The following is a 15,529-nucleotide window of genomic DNA, read 5'->3' on the forward strand; positions in this document are numbered from 1 at the left end:
GGTTCCATGCCTTTGGCCGTTATCCGCCGCCTTCTGCCAGACTGGGGGACGACCTACGGCCCTCCGGATGACACGCCCCGGCCGGCTGTCCTCCTGCTGCATGGATCTGAAGGCGGGCTGTCCGGCTGGAGCAACTGCTACTCGGCAATCCTCGGTGCCTCCGGTTATCTCGTCTATCCGCACAGCTATTCGGCCGGAGGCAATGCCTGGAACGCGGGGTCCATCAAGGACATCGACCTCAGCCGGACCGTCAAGGCGCTGGAGGCGCTCCGGGCCTTTCCGTACTGCAACGGCCGTGTGGCGCTTTATGGAATTTCCCGTGGCGCCGAGCATGCATTGCTTGTTGCCACCGGCATGGCCAAACGCGGGCTTGGTCCGCTTCCCGATGCGGTCGCCTGCCTGGCGCCTCCGGATGTTGTCTGCGGTGCTTTCGATGCCCGGTCCTACCGGGACCCGGGCGATCCCGGCTGGCAAGCATGGGACCCGGCCAAAAGAGCCTGGAACTGGGAGGGCAAATACGATGACCTCCTGCCAACGCAAGAGATCGGCGTGGAAACCTACCCTGGCCCCTTGTTCCTTGCCGCAGGCATGAAGGACACCGTCTGGTCTCCGGACATGTCCCGCCGCCTGGAACAACGCCGTCTGAAGCATAACCGGCCGGTCGAGGCTCATTATTATGAGAATGAGCACCACGTTCCGGGAAGCAAAGGGGAAAACGAGCACCATCGCCGTCTCCTCGGCTTCCTCGAAAGACATCTGCCATTGCCTTGAGAAGGCATAGACGCGCCCGTCATTCCGCGTGACGATTCTCCAGGCTCTGGCAGATCAATCGAGACCCGTGCTAGAACGGCTTGCGGCTGGAGGCTGCTCGATCTCCTCACCACCCAACGCGGATGAATTCATGGCGCACGACACCGGCAAGTCCTTGCTTTGCAACCTCTTCGACGTTGCCGTGACCTCCGCCAAGCCAGATGCTGTTCTGGCAAACTTTCTGCCGGAAAAGCCTGCCACAGGCCGCGTGGCCGTCGTTGCCGCAGGCAAGGCCGCTGCAGCGATGGCGGCAGCGCTGGAAGAGGTCTGGGGAGCTTGCGAAGGTCTCGCCCTCACCCGCTATGGCCATGCGGTGCCGACCAAAAGCATAGAAGTGATCGAGGCAGCGCACCCGGTGCCGGATGAGGCCGGACGGATTGCAGCAGGCCGGATTCTCGATCTCGCCAGCAGCCTGACCGAAGGCGACACGCTGGTCACCCTCATCTCTGGCGGCGCGTCAGCGCTGCTGTCCAGGGGAGCGGGCGTAATCAGCCTTGAGGAGAAGGCAGAGCTGACCCGTGCCTTGCTCGCCTCCGGTGCCGGCATCGGCGAGATGAACACCGTCCGCAGGCACATTTCCGCGATTAAGGGCGGACGGCTGGCAGCTGCGGCCTACCCTGCCCGCTGCCTGACCTTTGCCATCTCCGATGTGCCTGGCGACCAGCCGGAAATCATCGGTTCCGGCCCAACGGTTGCCGATCCGACCACCCAGGCCCAGGCCAAAGCGATTCTCGCCAAATACCGCATCGGCGTTCCAGCCAGCATTCAGTCCGTCCTGGAAGATCCGGCCTTCGAAAGCCCGAAGCCTGGCGACGAGAGCCTGTCACGCACCGGATTTCACATGATCGCCACGCCGCAAATGGCGCTGGAGGCGGCCAAGGCCGCTGCGCCCTTGCCCTGCCACCTCCTCGGCGATGCGATCGAAGGGGAAGCCCGGGAGGTCGGCCGCGCCTTTGCGGGCCTTGCACGTGCCGTGAAAGAAGGAAAATCCGCCTTCACAGCACCCTGCCTGCTGCTTTCCGGCGGAGAGACGACCGTGACCCTGCCAAGGGGCGCCAGTGGCCGCGGCGGCCGCAACGTGGAGTGGCTGATGGGCTTTGCCGAAGGCATTGCCGGGATTGGGGGCATTTCCGCTGTCGCAGGCGACACGGACGGCGTGGATGGCGCTGCTGAAGTGGCCGGGGCCTATGCGGACAGCACCACGGCGGACCGGGCCCGGGCAGCCGGATACAATCTGGACGAAGCCATGGCGGCCTATGATGGCCACGGCTTTTTTGAAAAGCTCGGCGACCAGATCATCACCGGCCCGACCAACACCAATGTCAACGACTTCCGGGCAATCCTGATCCGCTGACCTCAGATCCGGCCGGCTGGCAGAAACCCCTCCGCGTCAGATCGCGCCCATGGCGGCCAGGGTCGCAAACAGGATGATGCTGCCGCCGGCGAACACCAGTCCAAACAGGACAGGTCTTGGCAGTTTTTCACCCGCACCGGACGTGGTTTGCGCTGTTCTTATTCCAGCGAGCCCAGCCAAGAACAGCAACGCCCCCAGAGCCGTTCCGAGCCATTCCAGAAGATAAAGCAGGGCCGGCATCGGTACGGGTGTGACCGGAAAGAGGCCCTGCAAATCCGCCTGATAGACAGCCACATAGCCAAGACCTGCCAGCGCGCTCAGCCAGAAGCCCCGGCCCTGCCGCCAGACCATATAGGCCAGCACGAAGCTGCCGAGCCCGAGCACGGTCAGGAACAGATTGAAAGCCCCCAGAATCAGTGCCGTATAGGCGCTGAAGTCCCGGGTTTCAACGAAGCCGCCTGGTATCATCAGGGCAAGGTTGAGGGCAGAAGCCAGCAGAAGCACGAGCGTGCAGGAGCGGGAGCCAGACATGGGATCTCCGGTTTGATCAGAAAGCAGAAACAGCTCCCGGCCAGCGAAGACTCAATCAACATGATGGCAAAGGAGCAAAGGTGGATGGCAGGGCAAAAGAGCACAGCAATACCGGCTGCACAACCGTTCCCGATAAAACAGGGCTTCAACCAGTAAAAGCGGCGGACCGGAGCGGGCCAGCCGTGCAAAGCGTTCAGGCGTTCCCCAGTCTGCTCCCCCTGCCCGTCCAGCTTGCGACGGCGGACGGACAGAGGCTGGCATTCATGCGCAGGTTACAGCGCTGTCTTGACGGCTGTCTGCCAGTGGCGATGAAGAGCAGCAATATCGCCGCTGGTCAGGAGAGGCATCGCCTGCTTCAACTGGTCATCGCTCCAGTCCCACCAGCACATGTCCAGCAGCTTGGCGATATCGGCATCGTCAAAACGCTTTCTGATGATCTTGGCGGGATTACCGCCGACGATGGCGTAAGGCTCCACATCCTTCGTCACCAGCGCCCGGGTGCCAATTACCGCACCATCCCCGATGGTAACGCCCGGCATGAAGATCGCCTCGGAACCGATCCAGACGTCATTGCCAATCACCGTGTCACCAGCTGGCCGGTAGCCGTTTTCAGCCCCGGAGAAAAAGGGAACTTCGGACATCCAATAGAACGGAAACGTGCTGATCCAGTCGCTTCGATGTCCCTGATTACCAGCCATGATGAAGGCGGCTCCCGAGCCAATTGAGCAGAACGATCCGATAATCAGCCTGTCCACCCCTTTGTCGGGCAGGAGAAAGCGGGCGCAGTCGTCGAACCCATGCCCGTGATAATAGCCGGAATAATAGCTGTAACGCCCAACTTGAATGTTCGGATTGGTGACGAGACGATCAAGGGTGATGCCCCGGAAGGGGCTTTCAAAAACATTGTCCATAGCAGGTACCATACATTTGCAAAGCCGCGCATGCGGCAACGCTCCACCCGCCTATTGGCGGACGGTCACTGGCAGGCAATTTCCGCAATTGCTTGCCGGGCGCTCCTCACGTCAAAGACGCGTCAGCGCTATGCAGGTGGTACAGTCTGCGGACTTCATGGTGTCATCACACGCGGTTACACAATCAATCACAATATTTGCCGGATTGAATGCCTCAAAATTCAACCGCCCCCGCAAAACCCAGCCGCGCTCACGCGCCCTTGGGGCAGCATAGATCAGAGATTCAATGGGTAAGTGGCGGAGAGGAAGGGATTCGAACCCTCGAGACGGTTCCCCGTCTACTCCCTTAGCAGGGGAGCGCCTTCGACCACTCGGCCACCTCTCCGGTGGCTTTCGTTTACGCGGCAAAGGCCCGCAGATCAAGACGTTTTTGGGCCTGTGGATGTTTTCCAAAGGAACTATGCACTGCAAGCCCCCTAAGCCAAGCAAAGACAGCAGTGCCCCCTTCGCGGATACTGGCGGACGCCCGCCCCCTGCCCGCGTCTCCAAGTTCGGCGCCCAGCGGACCGGCAAGACTGCGAAAATCAGCGGAAAGAGCCGGTTTATGAAAAGAGTTTAACTTTGGGTCCATGGATTTGGTATAAAACGTTCCGCAATGGACTTGTGACTTCTGCGCAGTCAAAGCCAGCAGAACCGGGAACAGCCTGCTGATTGCTGTGATTGGGGCTCCGGCCGGGCCAGAGCCGGGAAATCGGCATCCGGATAAAAATCAGGTTTCACAATCCCTGCGGGAATCGTAAGATGGTTGCACTTCAGACCCCATTTACGGAAGCGGGCACGATGGACAATTTGGTTTCGAAACTGGTTGGGCGCTATGGTCAGCCGGGCGGGAAGGCGGCTGCCGATTTCGGCAGCGATGACGGTTTGATAAGCGACTTGCGCAGGGAACTCGACACGATCGTGCGCGAGCAGGCCCAGAGTTTTCACATCAAGGCCTACACAGCAATTGCCCTGCGTGCCTTCTGGATCTTGCGGGGCAAGGCAGCATGAGCGACCTACAGGCATTCATCAGCCGGGAAACCGAGTTTTACGCGGATTATTTCTCCGAAGGCGGATCGCTGGTTTTCTCGTCTTTTCTTGACGCGGTCCTGTCCGGCTATGACGACAAGATCCACTGCAGTGATTTTACGGAAGACGAACGGGACGAAATCCTGCTTAATGCTCTGCGAATGATGCAAATGATGGATATGGCCGTTTAATGTTGATCCGCCCAATCGATCCGGCGAACATGAAAGGTTCTGCTGGACGGCGCATAGAGGAAATGTCCAGGTTTCTGGAGCAGAGCAACGGTCTTTTCCGGACCGATATACCTGACTTTGCCTCGGCGGTGCTTCTATCTTCCAGGGCCTGCGGCGACAGAATCCCGGATATTGGCTATGTCGGGGCCCAGAGCTATGTGAAGAAACTGCTTGAAGGCAGCAGCGGCGTCGACTTTGCCAGCAAGGTCCGGGCACAGGACAGCGAGTTTGACCGCGCAGCTGCAGCAGGTTTCGCCAAGGCCGCAGAAGGCAAGTCCATATGTGAGCTTGTGGAAACAGAGGTTTCCCTGCCGGGTTTCCGGAACAGGATTGAGATCAGCTATTACCGGCTGATCTGCCCGCTGAACTTTGGCGGCAAACAGCTGCTGATTAATCTGTCTCTTCCGACACCGTATTGCCAGATATCACGTCAACTTGAGCGTGATACAGTATATCTTGCGCTGAATTGAACAGGAACACGTCGTCCTGACGCCGGCCGGGTGGAATGTTGATCCACTTGGTCGCAAACGGGTAGATGTGTGCCATCGAATAGCACCAGCCAAGCCCCTTGGACACGTGATCCGCCTTCGCCAGAGCGACGGACGCTTGCAGGTCCGGCCAGGACAGCAGCGATAAATAGAGGTTCATCCGGGCCAGAAGTGTCATCCGGCGCAGCGAGTTGCGGCCCCTGTAGGTCAGCGAATTGAAGGCATCCCCGTTATAGATCACCCGCCCCTTGATCGTGGACATGGGCGGACAGGTCCAGGCCGTGTCGATCGGGAACTCCTCCCCGTAAACCCGGCGAAGCTGGGCACGATGAAACTCCAGGTAGGACAGGTTCCCGGTGTCGAATACCTGGCTGCAGCAGAAGGTGGCGGGATCCCCATCGATTTCCGCGATATGACAAAAGCCGTTGTGGCCGGTGAAGTCGAAGAACTTGGCTTGAAAGAACGGGGTTACCTCTTTCCCGCGCTCCGTCAGGATCTCCGCCACCCTTGAAAAATCGTGGATCACGCCAACGCGGCATCCTTGCGCTTCCAATTGCGCCATACAGCGAGAGTAGGCAATTGACAGATCTGCGATTTCCTTAGGCCCTAAGTTCACGGTGCCCCCTACCTTCCTCAAGCTCGTCCCGATGCCGCATTCTCGCCGTCCTTAGAGCCAGAACATCCTTATGCGCTCATGAGAACGCGCAAAGCAGCTCCAGTTCGTTAAATCAACCGGCTTTTGGGCATTCCACCAAAGCCGGTTCAACGCCCACCAATCCACCCTGTTGTTTTTAACAGGGAGGCCCCTACCGAAATGGAAAGATGCCCCGAGTGGGGCCATGCAGGATCCAAATCAGCAGCCAGAGACCATCCCGATCACGTGCAAGAGCAGGCCTTCAAGTACAATGCCAATTGGCCTTGCTTTCGCATGCCGGGTTCATTTTTCACCCGTAAAATCACAGTTCTGCCGTCAATATCTTGTCGAATTGCAGAACTGGGCACCTTCCACTTGCGAAAAGAACGAGGCTGGATGACCAAGTTCTTTGACGTCCAAGCCAGCCGGTACGGCACCAGACATCCGTGGATCGTGTCTGGAGCGGGTCATCTGCTTCTGCTTGCCGCCATCCTGCTGCTTCCGTCCCAGCGGACCAAACCGGCAAAGCCACCTCTCCAGAAACCGCTCCAGGTAGAACTCGTCGCCCCGGCAGAACTCAGATCCCGCACACATTCCAGCGGCAGTTTGCCCGGCCTCCGCTCCCGGGAGCCCAGCTCCCGCGAGCTGAAGCCATCCGAAGCCCCCTCCTCTGCTGCAATCGCCGGAAGCCCCCAACTGACCAAAGCGCAAAGCCTTCTCGCCCAGAGCATTCTCGACAATCCCCAGTCACGGCAGGCACTCGAGAGCCTGGCAACCCTGTCAAGCATAGACAGGCAGGAGCAGCTTTGCGGGCTTGAGGCTATGGAACAACTGCGGTCTTCCCCGGATCATTTTCTCCCGGAAAGGCTTGTCGCCTATGCGCTGGAGGAGCCCGTCTGGACCGGACAAGTCATGACTGCGAAGGGCGCGGCGTTCCGGAGCCGGTCGCAATGGTATCAAGTGATCTTCAGATGCGAGATGTCGCCCAGCGGTGGCAGCATCATTGCCTTTGCGTTCAAGGCCGGTGCTCCCATTCCACGAGAGCGCTGGGAAGACCTCAATCTGCCTCCCACTTTTTGAAACTTGCAGTCAGCCAGCAGTCCACGCGGCGGCTATATTGATTGAAAATAAAGAGAAACGGATTGAAAACGGGAGCTGCAGGCTGAAGGCCTGCAGGCTCAGGTAAGGCTGCCGGAAGAGTTTCCGGAACGGACCGGCGCATAGACCGTTTGCATGGCCGGGGCCATCAGTGCGCCGACAACCATTCACGGGCGCAACGCTGTGCTTCGGCAATGTCCTCCCGGCTCATCTCGCCGGAAATTTCCTTGCGGTGCAAAACAGCTTCCCGGTTTCCCTTCAGCGCTGCAATGTTGAACCACTTGTGCGCACTGACGAGATCCGTTGCGCCATACCGGCCGGACGCTGAATCGAGCCCCATCTGAAACAGGATATCGGCGGTCGCGGCCTGGCCGCCCAAAATGGCCATGTCGGCCTGCTGAATATCTAAACGAGCCATCTTGCTCTCCCTTTTTATCGCTGATGCGAACTGCATCCCGAAACGCGGTTTGCCCTGGATGACGCTGCGTTTCTTGAGAGTGATCTTGGGATCAGCGGTTAAAAGTGCCGTTAAAAATTAAAATGAACGGTAAGCAAACAAAGCCATAACAGGGTCTTAAATTCATTCCCCGGTAAGCATGGGTCGGAAGAAATCTCAATTTATTCAAGAAACTCTGAGTCAATTCTCGGAAGTAAGTGAAAGGATTTGCTTACCCTGATTTTCATTCCTTCCACTGCGCACCCTTTTTTCGCCCCCACCGGCGCGCTCCCCTTGCCCCCTTGCCGTTCGTTGAAACGGCGGCACAGAGGCTTCCAAGCGGCCCGCTTTCCGGATAGATTACGTTTCCGTAAACGGAAACGCCTTTCAGAGGTCGCTTAAAATGACAAGAACACGACTGCCTTTCCTTGCCCTGGCTGCCTTTCTCGCGTCAGCGGGCCTTCAGACTGCCAAAGCCGCGGACGCCGCAGGGGAATGGATCCGCCCCTCCGGAGCGTCAAAGATCAAGATTGTTCCCTGCGGCAAGGCTCTGTGCGGCAGCCTGAGCTGGTTGCGTGAACCACGCAACGACACGGAAAACCCGGATCCGGCAAAACGCACGAGGCCCCTGCTCGGCACCCAGATCATCCAGTCCATGGTGCCGACCGGCAAGGACGCCCAGTGGAAGGGCAAGGTCTATAACGCGGAAGACGGCAAGACCTACACCGGCTTCATCTCCATGCCCTCCGGTGACAAGCTCAAGCTGGAAGGCTGCGTCCTGGGCGGGCTCATCTGCAAGGGCGAGACCTGGACACGGGTGAAGTAAGAGCAAGACCTCTCCCGGCTCCTGTTTAAGATGCGCTGGGAGAGGATCCTCACGGCTAAGGTCATGACTTCGCCTTGAACGCTGCATTAGATACCTGCATCCGTCCCATATGGAATGCAGGCATGTTCAAAAGATATTTTTCAGTCCTTATACACTCCCGCTTTGCCGCCCTCTCCCTGATGACCTTGCTGACGCTGGGCGGGCTAAATCCCGCCAGCGCCGCCGATATTCTCGGCCATTGGAAAACCCCGGCAGGCGCGGTCATTCACATCACCTCCTGCGGCAAAACGCTGTGCGGCAAGCTGACCGATTTCGCGCCGCTCCCAGGCTACACGAAGGAAACGGCAACAGACGTGAACCACAGGGATGCGTCCAAGCGGAACAGGAAGCTTCTCGGCCTTGAGGTCGTCTGGGGCGTCACCCGGAACGGATCGAACTGGACTGGCAAGGTTTATGATCCGCGCCGCGGGTTCAGCGCTCCGGCAACGCTCAAACTGACGGGCCAGAACAGCATGAATGTAAAGGGCTGTGTGCGGATGGTCTTTAACATCTGCGAAGACGAAAACTGGCAGCGCCTGCGCTGACGCGTAAAAGGTTTTGCCCTTCCCTCTATGAGCTGCGGGAGATGAAAAACAGAAAGGCCAGCCTGCCATTCCCGCTTATGCAGGGCGGCGGGCTGACCTTCGTTGTCATGCCTTTCCATTGGATCAGAGGCATTCAGCCGCCTGATCCAATGGAAAGCGCAAAGCTCCTTACCGGGCGCGCTGGCCGAATAGGACCTTCTGGGCGTCCTTGTCGTCCTGAAGAGCACTCTTTGCACGCTCTTCCTGGCCGACAGCCATGCCACGCTCAAAGGCGGGACGCGCTTCGATGCGGGCCTTCCAGGCCTTCACATTCGGGAATTCCTCAAGGTCCATGCCCTGTCGCTCCCAGCCTTGCGCCCAGCCGATGATGGCCATATCTGCAATGGTGTATTCACCGGCAGCCACATAGTCCCGGCCTTCCAGACGCTTGTTCAAAACGCCATAGAGACGATGGGTCTCGTTCAGGTACCGGTCCATGGCATATGGGATCTTTTCCGGCGCGTAGATACGGAAATGGTGGTTCTGGCCAAGCATCGGGCCGAAGCCGCCCATCTGCCACATCAGCCACTCTTCCGTCTCCACCCGTTTGCGCTCATCTGAGGGATAGAACTTGCCAAACTTGCGGCCGAGATACTGTAGGATGGCACCGGATTCGAACACGGTAATCGGATTGCCATCCGGACCTTCGGGATCGATGATCGCCGGCATGCGGTTGTTCGGCGAGAAGGCAAGAAACTCGGGCGCAAACTGGTCGCCCTTGCCGATATTGATCAGCTTCACCTCGTAAGGCACGCCAAGCTCTTCGAGCATGATGGAAATCTTCCAGCCATTGGGGGTCGGCCAGTAGTAAAGCTCAATCGGTTTGGTCTGGGTCACGGACATCGGAAGGTCTCCCGGGAATTTGGCAGGGGCGCCGGATGAGAACCGGCAATGCATGTGGATTTAGGACTGCTCAGTCCGGATTTCAAGAACACGTCCTCGTGAGGTCCACCGGACCATCAGATGAGCTTTTTCTTGAAGCCGAAATGGCTCTGCACATAACCCAGCCGCTCGTAGAAACGATGCGCGTCTACACGGACCTTGTTGGAGGTCAGCTGGATCAGTGCGGCGCCGGACTCTCTCGCACGCGCCTCCGCATGGGCCATCATCTTCGCCCCGATCCCCTTGCTGCGCTGATCAGCCCGCACGTGCACGCTCTCTAGCTCTACCCGTGGACGGCCCCGAAACGCGAGCCCCCGGATGTGCAGATAGGTATAGGTGCCGATCACTTCCCCCGCCTCGTCCAGCGCCACGTAGATATCGATGTCCGGGCAGGCCCGGATCTCTTCAAAGGCCTTTCGATAGACCTCCGGATCCGTGCTTTCCTCCGCGGCCCGCCCCCCGACGGCTCCCGCGATGGAAATCGCCAGGATGGCGGCAAGATCCTCCGCCCGAGCTTTCTCAATCACGATGCCAGCCATTCCAATACGCCTCCAAGCGAAGATCTGTTTTTTCACCTCCGGAGATAGCACAGCAACAGAGCCGGCGTAAAAAACAAGCCGACGCGTTGGCACCGGCTTGTTCAAAAAAGTTGGCCCAGGTCAGAGCCTTACAGGGTCGGCAGGTCGGCCAGAGGCATTTTCAGCCACTTTTCGGAGAGGCCATTAAGCTTTCCGTTCAGCTTCTTGTTCAGCACGAACACATTCACCCACTGCAGCAGGTCGAGCTCGCCGGTCTTCACCCCGACAAAGCAAGGAGAGTTCGCGATGATGAACTTCTTTTCAAGATTGAAGTCCGGATGATCGTTGATGATGCCCAGGGCGACAATGTTCCCGGTGACGATGACGTCGGCCTGGCCGGACACATAGGCGGCGATGGTCGCCGCGTTGTCGCCGAAACGGACAATATTCGCGTCAGCCGGCGCGTCTGCGGTGATGGCAAGGTCTTCCAGAGACCCACCGGTCACAGCAATGGTCTTGCCAGCGAAATCCTTGACGGAGGAAACCGTCACATCTGCCTTGGCAAAAGCGCCTGAGAAGAACGGCGCATAGGCGCTGGAGAACCAGATCGACTTGGCGCGTTCCGGATTTGCACCCAGCGTCGAGATCACCAGATCAACCTTGCTGGTTTCAAGGAACGGAATGCGCTGCTTGGATGTGACCGGCACCAGTTCCAGCTCGACCCCGAGATCCTCTGCCACCATCTTTGCCACGTCCACGTCGTAGCCGACATATTCGCCCTCCGCGCCAAGGGAGCCGAAAGGCGGGAAGTTTTCCGGTACGGCAATGCGCACCTTGCCAGCAGAAAGAATGTCCTTGAGGTCTGCAAAAGCCGGTGCGGACAAAGCCATCGAAATAGCAACTGCACCAGCTGCAAAGGTCGTCAGTTTCTTCCAGAACATTAGTAACTCCTCAGGTTTACGCGCCCCTTGTGCGGTCACGCGGATGCAGTCACCCGGGCTTTTGCGCCCGGGGAACCCAGCCGCTTTTCCAAGCGGCGTGAAAGGATCGAAAGTGGAAAGCAAAGGGCGAAATAGATCATCGCCATGAGCGGATAGATGATGAAGGGCTGGGTGCCAGGAACCGGCGCGTTTGCCCAGCGCTTGCCGGTGGTCATCAGGTCCTGGAACCCGATGATATAGGCAAGAGACGTTCCCTTGATGATCTGGACCAGAAACCCGATTGTGGGCGCGATGGCGAGGCGGGCCGCCTGGGGCAGAATGATGAGCAGCAGGATCTGCGGCAATGTCATTCCAAGCGCCTTGCCACCCTCCATCTGCCCGGCGGGGATGGCCTTGATCGCCCCATACCAAACCTCAACCAGATAAGCGCTGGTGTAGAGTGTCAAGGCCAAAGCTGCTGCCGTCCAGGGATCGACACTCACGCCGGAAAGTCTCGGAATGCCGAGCCCGAGAAGAAACAGCAGCATGAGCAAAGGCACCGACTGGAACAGCCACACATATGCCGTTCCAATCCTTTGCAACGGCTTGAGCGGTGTCACCCGCAAGGCCGTGATCAGAAGCCCGATGAGCCCGCCGCCGCCAAAGGCGATCAGCGACAGGTAGATCGTGAACTGGGTCGCATCAAGAAGCTGGAACAGAACGATGCCGGCGGGTTTGCCCAGAACGCTGATGAAGAGTTCTTTCACCGGACCACCTTCCATTTGAACAGACGATTGTGAAGCAGATTCAAGAGACCTTTAAAGCCGAAGGACATCAGCACGTAGATCACGGTCAGGGTGAAGAACACCTCGAAAGACCGGAAACTGCGGCTATCGATGTAGACACCGGCCCAGGTCAGATCCGTCACGCCGATCTCGGAGATAATTCCAGTGGTCAGGAACAGGAAAATGAACTGGCTGTTGAGCGAGGGGAACATGGACGCCACCGCCTGCGGAAACAGCACTTTGAAGAAGCTGAGCCGTTTGGACAGCCCGAGCGCCGAGGCAGCTTCCGCTTGCCCGCTGTGCAACGCGGCAAGACCAGACCGCAGGATCTCGGCAAAATAGGCGGAGAAGTTCAACGACAGGGCGAGGAGCGCATGAGCCCAGAACGGCCACTGATAGCCAAGCAGGAGCGGCAGTCCGAAAGCGACGAAAAACATCTGCACGATCAGCGGCGTATTGCGGATGAACTCCACATAGGCTGCGGCGGCAGGCGCGAGAAAGCGGATCCTGTAATGCCGGACGGCGGCGAGAACGGCTGCCAGCAGAAATCCGGCAATGCCCCCAGCCAGGGTAAGCGCGGCGCTCAGCGCGGCGCCCTGAACAAGAAGCATCAGATATTCAGGATTACGGTAAATTTCGAAGAAGCGCAGGTCCATCAAAGGGCGGACCCGATACAGGAAAGCAACACGAACATAGGCAGAAGATCATCCCTAGACAGTTTTCCCTTGAGGAATGCACAGGCCATGCCACCTTCGTAGTATGCGCGATTCCCTCTCACCTGCTTGGTGGTCCACTATGGCAACGGCCATCCGCCGACAGGAAATGCCTAATTAATGTTCAGACTTCAACTGAGCTAAAGATGAATTTTTAAGCAAAAATAGGACTTACGCAAAAGCACCGGCGATCAGTCGAGAAAGCTCCAGCTCTCGGCTCCTTCAAAACGTCTCTTGCCGATTTTTTCGATCATGCGTGTCTCTGCCAGGGCCCGATTGACCGCCAATTTGCCAATGCTGCCGACCGAGAGGTGCGTGTCCAGGATGTGCAGATAGGTATGGGTGCCGCCCCCCCCCCTGTCTCATCCAGCGCACATAGATATCAATGTCCAGGATATCAATGCCGGGACAGCCCTGGATCTTCACAAGCGTCTTCCGGCAAACTGCGGGACCGTGCTCTCATCGCCAGCCCAGCCAGCAGTGGCCCCGGCAGAGCAACAATCCAAATACCGGCAAAGTGATGGGTCTGGGCGGATTCGATGTGGGCGGGAGAGATTAAAGTGTTTCAAACTTAGGGAGTTCCGGGAAAACGCCCGGCAAAATCGCTATAGCAGGAAAAAACGGTGGGCGAACGTTCAAGCGCAGCACCTTGGCATACCCAAGGGCGCCCGCTGTCGGCAGCGGGCGCCCTGAAAAATGGCTACTTTCGTCTGCCAGATTGAGAACAGGCTAGGCCGCTTCGTCCTCTTGCTCTCCTTGCTCAGCCCGCAGACGGGTCAACTGTTTCTCCATCTCGGTAAACGACTTAATCGCGATTTTTTCGCCTCCGGCCGTTTCCATCGACACAGAAACTGAATTGTCGTTGGGAAACGCACTGTAGACATAGACCGCTTCATTCACCTGTAGCGGCATGGAGAAAGCTTCGCTTCTGCGCCTCCGAGCGCCGCGGACCTGCTCGCCACTGTCTCGTTCCCGGCCTTCCCCGTCACGGGTCATGACCGGGCGGCTGTTCTTCCCGGTAAGTTGCCCGATACCTTTGCTACTGGTAACATCCCAGGTCACTAAATCCCCGAACAAAGTATAGGATGCGTCCAGCTGCCAAACCCAAACAACTGCCTCAGGAGCACCGCTAGCGGCAATAATCTTGGTTGCAGTCTGCCGTGAGTTGGAGATCGTGATCGATCGTCCAATCGTTGAAGTCAACATGGTGGAAATGCTGGCCCCCAAATTGAAGCCAGGCGTCATAACACCTCCCATGACACCGATGCTGATGGCAAAGCTCTCTGTTTCCTCACGAGAGGTTGATATCCCCTCTGTAATGGTGACAGTCGTCTCGACCGGTGTTTGCGGTGTAACTCGCGCAGCCAGACGGTTCACGTACCGGCCACGGGCTTCCAAAACCAGATTGCGCCGGTCGTAGTTCTCCCAAAGCTTGTCAGTCTGTTTAATATAGGCGTGCAGCGGATCAGCGATGACGTCTTTCAAATGTGCCTTCGGAAACAGATCCGAAAAAGGGTTCACCGGAGGAATGATGTCATTGAGGCTTCTCGGCGCGGGGGGAAGGGGAACGTTCTCAAACTCATTCATTTTAGGTCTCCATCTGTTCGTTAGGCGAGAACACCGCGCTTCATTGAGCGGATTAGGCCGGTGATCCTGACGAAAAATAGACCGGACCCGATTGTCCCATAAGCTAGTGATTTTCTAACGAGTCGTTGCAAAAGATGTAATTTTAGGTTGCAATTGCACCAATCACATTCCTTTTAAAGGTCCCAGGAAGCGAAAGATGGAGCTTCAAGAAATCAGGTATTTTCTGGCGTCCTGCGAGACATTGAACTTCACTCGTGCAGCAGCCAACTGCGGTGTCGCCGTCCCGACATTGACCCGGGCAATCAAAAAGCTCGAGGAGGAACTGGGTGGGCAATTGTTCAGGCGCGAACGTCGTCTGACGCATCTCACGGACCTTGGACGCTTGATGCAGCGCCATTTCGAAATCATGCAAAAGCTGCCACAGAGGCGCAACAGGAAGCGTCCCGCTATATGGCCGCCGATACACTGCTGAAGTTAGGCGTTGTTTCCACTATGTCCAGCTCCCACCTTGTGGCCTTCCTGCAGGCACTCAGACAAAACGCGCCCGGTCTTGAACTGGAGATCTGGGAAAGCAATTGCGAGGACATCGCGTTAGCGCTTGAGCGGGGAGATATAGACCTTGCGATCATGACACTGCCGGAATACCCGGATGGCTTCCGGATCATCGAACTCTATCGGGAACCTTATCATGTCGCTTTCCCCCCCGGCCATCGCTTCAGCAATATGAGCGAGGTCCCGCTCTGCGAATTAGAGGGAGAAGACTATGTGAAACGTCTGCATTGCGAGTTTCCCTCCAACTTTGTCAGACTAAAGGTCGCCAAGCCATATCATGCAGTCAAAACACGTTACGCAACTGAGCGGGAGGACTGGGTTCAAACCATGGTGGCCGCGGGTCTAGGCGTCACCTTAATTCCCAAATATCTTCCAGTTCTCAACGGCCTGGAGACCCGCACATTGATAGAACCCCGCGTCATGCGCACTGTTAGCATCGTGACAAGAGCAGGCCGCCGTCACTCCATCCCGGTTATGAGAGCGCTGGAAACAGCCAAGGGGCTGAACTGGGAACAAATTCCAGCGTCCGGCACTTTCAGTTGCCCGACGTTTATGGCTTGAAG

20 protein-coding genes and 1 tRNA gene are annotated in these 15,529 nt (G+C 57.8%); 10 read left to right on the forward strand and 11 right to left on the reverse strand.

Going from position 1 to position 15,529, the window contains the following annotated elements; all coding sequences use genetic code 11:
* The first annotated feature begins 6 nt into the window (after positions 1 to 6).
* Positions 7 to 771 (forward strand): alpha/beta hydrolase family protein, encoded by a 765-nt coding sequence (locus tag IG616_RS00635; protein ID WP_192145433.1) that lies wholly within the window; start codon positions 7 to 9, stop codon positions 769 to 771.
* Between the two features lie 130 nt (positions 772 to 901).
* Positions 902 to 2,164 (forward strand): glycerate kinase type-2 family protein, encoded by a 1,263-nt coding sequence (locus IG616_RS00640; protein WP_192145435.1) that lies wholly within the window; start codon positions 902 to 904, stop codon positions 2,162 to 2,164.
* A 36-nt stretch (positions 2,165 to 2,200) separates the two neighbouring features.
* Here IG616_RS00640 and IG616_RS00645 read toward each other — a convergent pair whose 3' ends face one another.
* The 3 genes from IG616_RS00645 to IG616_RS00655 form a co-directional block, all read right to left on the reverse strand.
* Positions 2,201 to 2,695 carry a DUF8051 family protein gene (locus tag IG616_RS00645; protein WP_192145437.1) on the reverse strand — a complete coding sequence of 165 codons (495 nt, stop codon included), beginning with the start codon at positions 2,693 to 2,695 and terminating at the stop codon, positions 2,201 to 2,203.
* A 272-nt stretch (positions 2,696 to 2,967) separates the two neighbouring features.
* On the reverse strand, positions 2,968 to 3,606 hold the full coding sequence (catB, locus tag IG616_RS00650; protein WP_192145439.1) for a type B chloramphenicol O-acetyltransferase: 639 nt from the start codon (positions 3,604 to 3,606) through the stop codon (positions 2,968 to 2,970).
* Between the two features lie 295 nt (positions 3,607 to 3,901).
* Positions 3,902 to 3,991, reverse strand: a tRNA-Ser gene (locus tag IG616_RS00655).
* Between the two features lie 416 nt (positions 3,992 to 4,407).
* Between IG616_RS00655 and IG616_RS00660 the strand changes: the two genes are divergently transcribed.
* Genes IG616_RS00660 through IG616_RS00670 form a run of 3 tightly spaced genes read left to right on the forward strand, consistent with a single transcriptional unit; the run spans position 4,408 to position 5,374 of the window.
* Positions 4,408 to 4,656, forward strand: a complete 249-nt coding sequence (locus IG616_RS00660; RefSeq protein ID WP_192145441.1) for a hypothetical protein — start codon at positions 4,408 to 4,410, stop codon at positions 4,654 to 4,656.
* The gene (locus IG616_RS00665; RefSeq protein ID WP_192145443.1) at positions 4,653 to 4,865 is read left to right on the forward strand and encodes a hypothetical protein; all 213 of its coding nucleotides are present in this window, start codon (positions 4,653 to 4,655) and stop codon (positions 4,863 to 4,865) included. The genes IG616_RS00660 and IG616_RS00665 overlap by 4 nt, the downstream gene beginning before the upstream one ends.
* The gene (locus IG616_RS00670; RefSeq protein ID WP_192145445.1) at positions 4,865 to 5,374 is read left to right on the forward strand and encodes a hypothetical protein; all 510 of its coding nucleotides are present in this window, start codon (positions 4,865 to 4,867) and stop codon (positions 5,372 to 5,374) included. The genes IG616_RS00665 and IG616_RS00670 overlap by 1 nt, the downstream gene beginning before the upstream one ends.
* On the opposite strand, the gene IG616_RS00675 is transcribed toward IG616_RS00670, so the two are convergent.
* Complete coding sequence (locus IG616_RS00675) at positions 5,295 to 5,918, reverse strand: hypothetical protein (RefSeq protein ID WP_192145447.1); 624 nt, start codon at positions 5,916 to 5,918, stop codon at positions 5,295 to 5,297. The genes IG616_RS00670 and IG616_RS00675 overlap by 80 nt on opposite strands.
* 504 nt (positions 5,919 to 6,422) lie before the next feature.
* Between IG616_RS00675 and IG616_RS00680 the strand changes: the two genes are divergently transcribed.
* Complete coding sequence (locus tag IG616_RS00680; protein ID WP_192145449.1) at positions 6,423 to 7,106, forward strand: DUF930 domain-containing protein; 684 nt, start codon at positions 6,423 to 6,425, stop codon at positions 7,104 to 7,106.
* Positions 7,107 to 7,272: 166 nt separating this feature from the next.
* Here the strand turns inward: IG616_RS00680 and IG616_RS00685 are convergent, their stop codons facing one another.
* The gene (locus IG616_RS00685) at positions 7,273 to 7,542 is read right to left on the reverse strand and encodes a sel1 repeat family protein (RefSeq protein ID WP_209007207.1); all 270 of its coding nucleotides are present in this window, start codon (positions 7,540 to 7,542) and stop codon (positions 7,273 to 7,275) included.
* A gap of 421 nt (positions 7,543 to 7,963) precedes the next feature.
* On the opposite strand from IG616_RS00685, the gene IG616_RS00690 reads away from it, so the two are divergent.
* Positions 7,964 to 8,386, forward strand: coding sequence for a DUF2147 domain-containing protein (locus IG616_RS00690; RefSeq protein ID WP_192145451.1), 423 nt, complete (start codon positions 7,964 to 7,966; stop codon positions 8,384 to 8,386).
* Between the two features lie 122 nt (positions 8,387 to 8,508).
* Positions 8,509 to 8,970, forward strand: coding sequence for a DUF2147 domain-containing protein (locus IG616_RS00695; protein ID WP_192145453.1), 462 nt, complete (start codon positions 8,509 to 8,511; stop codon positions 8,968 to 8,970).
* Between the two features lie 168 nt (positions 8,971 to 9,138).
* Here IG616_RS00695 and IG616_RS00700 read toward each other — a convergent pair whose 3' ends face one another.
* The 6 genes from IG616_RS00700 to IG616_RS00725 all read right to left on the reverse strand — a co-directional run bounded on the left by IG616_RS00700 (position 9,139) and on the right by IG616_RS00725 (position 14,414).
* The gene (locus tag IG616_RS00700; protein WP_192145455.1) at positions 9,139 to 9,852 is read right to left on the reverse strand and encodes a glutathione S-transferase family protein; all 714 of its coding nucleotides are present in this window, start codon (positions 9,850 to 9,852) and stop codon (positions 9,139 to 9,141) included.
* Between the two features lie 116 nt (positions 9,853 to 9,968).
* Positions 9,969 to 10,418: a GNAT family N-acetyltransferase gene (locus IG616_RS00705; RefSeq protein WP_209007208.1), complete on the reverse strand. Its 450-nt coding sequence runs from the start codon at positions 10,416 to 10,418 to the stop codon at positions 9,969 to 9,971.
* Positions 10,419 to 10,558: 140 nt separating this feature from the next.
* The gene (locus IG616_RS00710; RefSeq protein WP_192145459.1) at positions 10,559 to 11,350 is read right to left on the reverse strand and encodes a transporter substrate-binding domain-containing protein; all 792 of its coding nucleotides are present in this window, start codon (positions 11,348 to 11,350) and stop codon (positions 10,559 to 10,561) included.
* A gap of 35 nt (positions 11,351 to 11,385) precedes the next feature.
* Positions 11,386 to 12,096 (reverse strand): amino acid ABC transporter permease, encoded by a 711-nt coding sequence (locus tag IG616_RS00715; RefSeq protein WP_425504130.1) that lies wholly within the window; start codon positions 12,094 to 12,096, stop codon positions 11,386 to 11,388.
* Positions 12,093 to 12,770, reverse strand: coding sequence for an amino acid ABC transporter permease (locus IG616_RS00720; RefSeq protein ID WP_192145463.1), 678 nt, complete (start codon positions 12,768 to 12,770; stop codon positions 12,093 to 12,095). The genes IG616_RS00715 and IG616_RS00720 overlap by 4 nt, the downstream gene beginning before the upstream one ends.
* 786 nt (positions 12,771 to 13,556) lie before the next feature.
* Positions 13,557 to 14,414 carry a hypothetical protein gene (locus IG616_RS00725; protein WP_192145465.1) on the reverse strand — a complete coding sequence of 286 codons (858 nt, stop codon included), beginning with the start codon at positions 14,412 to 14,414 and terminating at the stop codon, positions 13,557 to 13,559.
* Positions 14,415 to 14,610: 196 nt separating this feature from the next.
* Here IG616_RS00725 and IG616_RS23400 point away from each other — a divergent pair, with 196 nt between their 5' ends.
* The gene (locus tag IG616_RS23400) at positions 14,611 to 14,886 is read left to right on the forward strand and encodes a LysR family transcriptional regulator (RefSeq protein WP_192145467.1); all 276 of its coding nucleotides are present in this window, start codon (positions 14,611 to 14,613) and stop codon (positions 14,884 to 14,886) included.
* Entirely contained in the window at positions 14,865 to 15,527 is a 663-nt protein-coding gene (locus IG616_RS00735) for a LysR family transcriptional regulator substrate-binding protein (protein WP_192145469.1), read from the forward strand. The genes IG616_RS23400 and IG616_RS00735 overlap by 22 nt, the downstream gene beginning before the upstream one ends.
* The last annotated feature ends 2 nt before the right edge of the window (positions 15,528 to 15,529 follow it).

The organism is Roseibium litorale (assembly GCF_014842915.1).
GTDB lineage: Bacteria > Pseudomonadota > Alphaproteobacteria > Rhizobiales > Stappiaceae > Roseibium > Roseibium litorale.

Bases quoted from the DNA above. Each gene is read 5' to 3' on its own strand.
- IG616_RS00635 (WP_192145433.1), top strand. From the start codon at position 7: ATGCCTTTGGCCGTTATCCGCCGCCTTCTGCCAGACTGGGGGACGACC.
- IG616_RS00640 (WP_192145435.1), top strand. From the start codon at position 902: ATGGCGCACGACACCGGCAAGTCCTTGCTTTGCAACCTCTTCGACGTT.
- IG616_RS00645 (WP_192145437.1), bottom strand. From the start codon at position 2,695: ATGTCTGGCTCCCGCTCCTGCACGCTCGTGCTTCTGCTGGCTTCTGCC.
- catB (WP_192145439.1), bottom strand. From the start codon at position 3,606: ATGGACAATGTTTTTGAAAGCCCCTTCCGGGGCATCACCCTTGATCGT.
- IG616_RS00660 (WP_192145441.1), top strand. From the start codon at position 4,408: ATGGTTGCACTTCAGACCCCATTTACGGAAGCGGGCACGATGGACAAT.
- IG616_RS00665 (WP_192145443.1), top strand. From the start codon at position 4,653: ATGAGCGACCTACAGGCATTCATCAGCCGGGAAACCGAGTTTTACGCG.
- IG616_RS00670 (WP_192145445.1), top strand. From the start codon at position 4,865: ATGTTGATCCGCCCAATCGATCCGGCGAACATGAAAGGTTCTGCTGGA.
- IG616_RS00680 (WP_192145449.1), top strand. From the start codon at position 6,423: ATGACCAAGTTCTTTGACGTCCAAGCCAGCCGGTACGGCACCAGACAT.
- IG616_RS00685 (WP_209007207.1), bottom strand. From the start codon at position 7,542: ATGGCTCGTTTAGATATTCAGCAGGCCGACATGGCCATTTTGGGCGGC.
- IG616_RS00690 (WP_192145451.1), top strand. From the start codon at position 7,964: ATGACAAGAACACGACTGCCTTTCCTTGCCCTGGCTGCCTTTCTCGCG.
- IG616_RS00695 (WP_192145453.1), top strand. From the start codon at position 8,509: ATGTTCAAAAGATATTTTTCAGTCCTTATACACTCCCGCTTTGCCGCC.
- IG616_RS00700 (WP_192145455.1), bottom strand. From the start codon at position 9,852: ATGTCCGTGACCCAGACCAAACCGATTGAGCTTTACTACTGGCCGACC.
- IG616_RS00710 (WP_192145459.1), bottom strand. From the start codon at position 11,350: ATGTTCTGGAAGAAACTGACGACCTTTGCAGCTGGTGCAGTTGCTATT.
- IG616_RS00720 (WP_192145463.1), bottom strand. From the start codon at position 12,770: ATGGACCTGCGCTTCTTCGAAATTTACCGTAATCCTGAATATCTGATG.
- IG616_RS00725 (WP_192145465.1), bottom strand. From the start codon at position 14,414: ATGAATGAGTTTGAGAACGTTCCCCTTCCCCCCGCGCCGAGAAGCCTC.
- IG616_RS23400 (WP_192145467.1), top strand. From the start codon at position 14,611: ATGGAGCTTCAAGAAATCAGGTATTTTCTGGCGTCCTGCGAGACATTG.
- IG616_RS00735 (WP_192145469.1), top strand. From the start codon at position 14,865: ATGGCCGCCGATACACTGCTGAAGTTAGGCGTTGTTTCCACTATGTCC.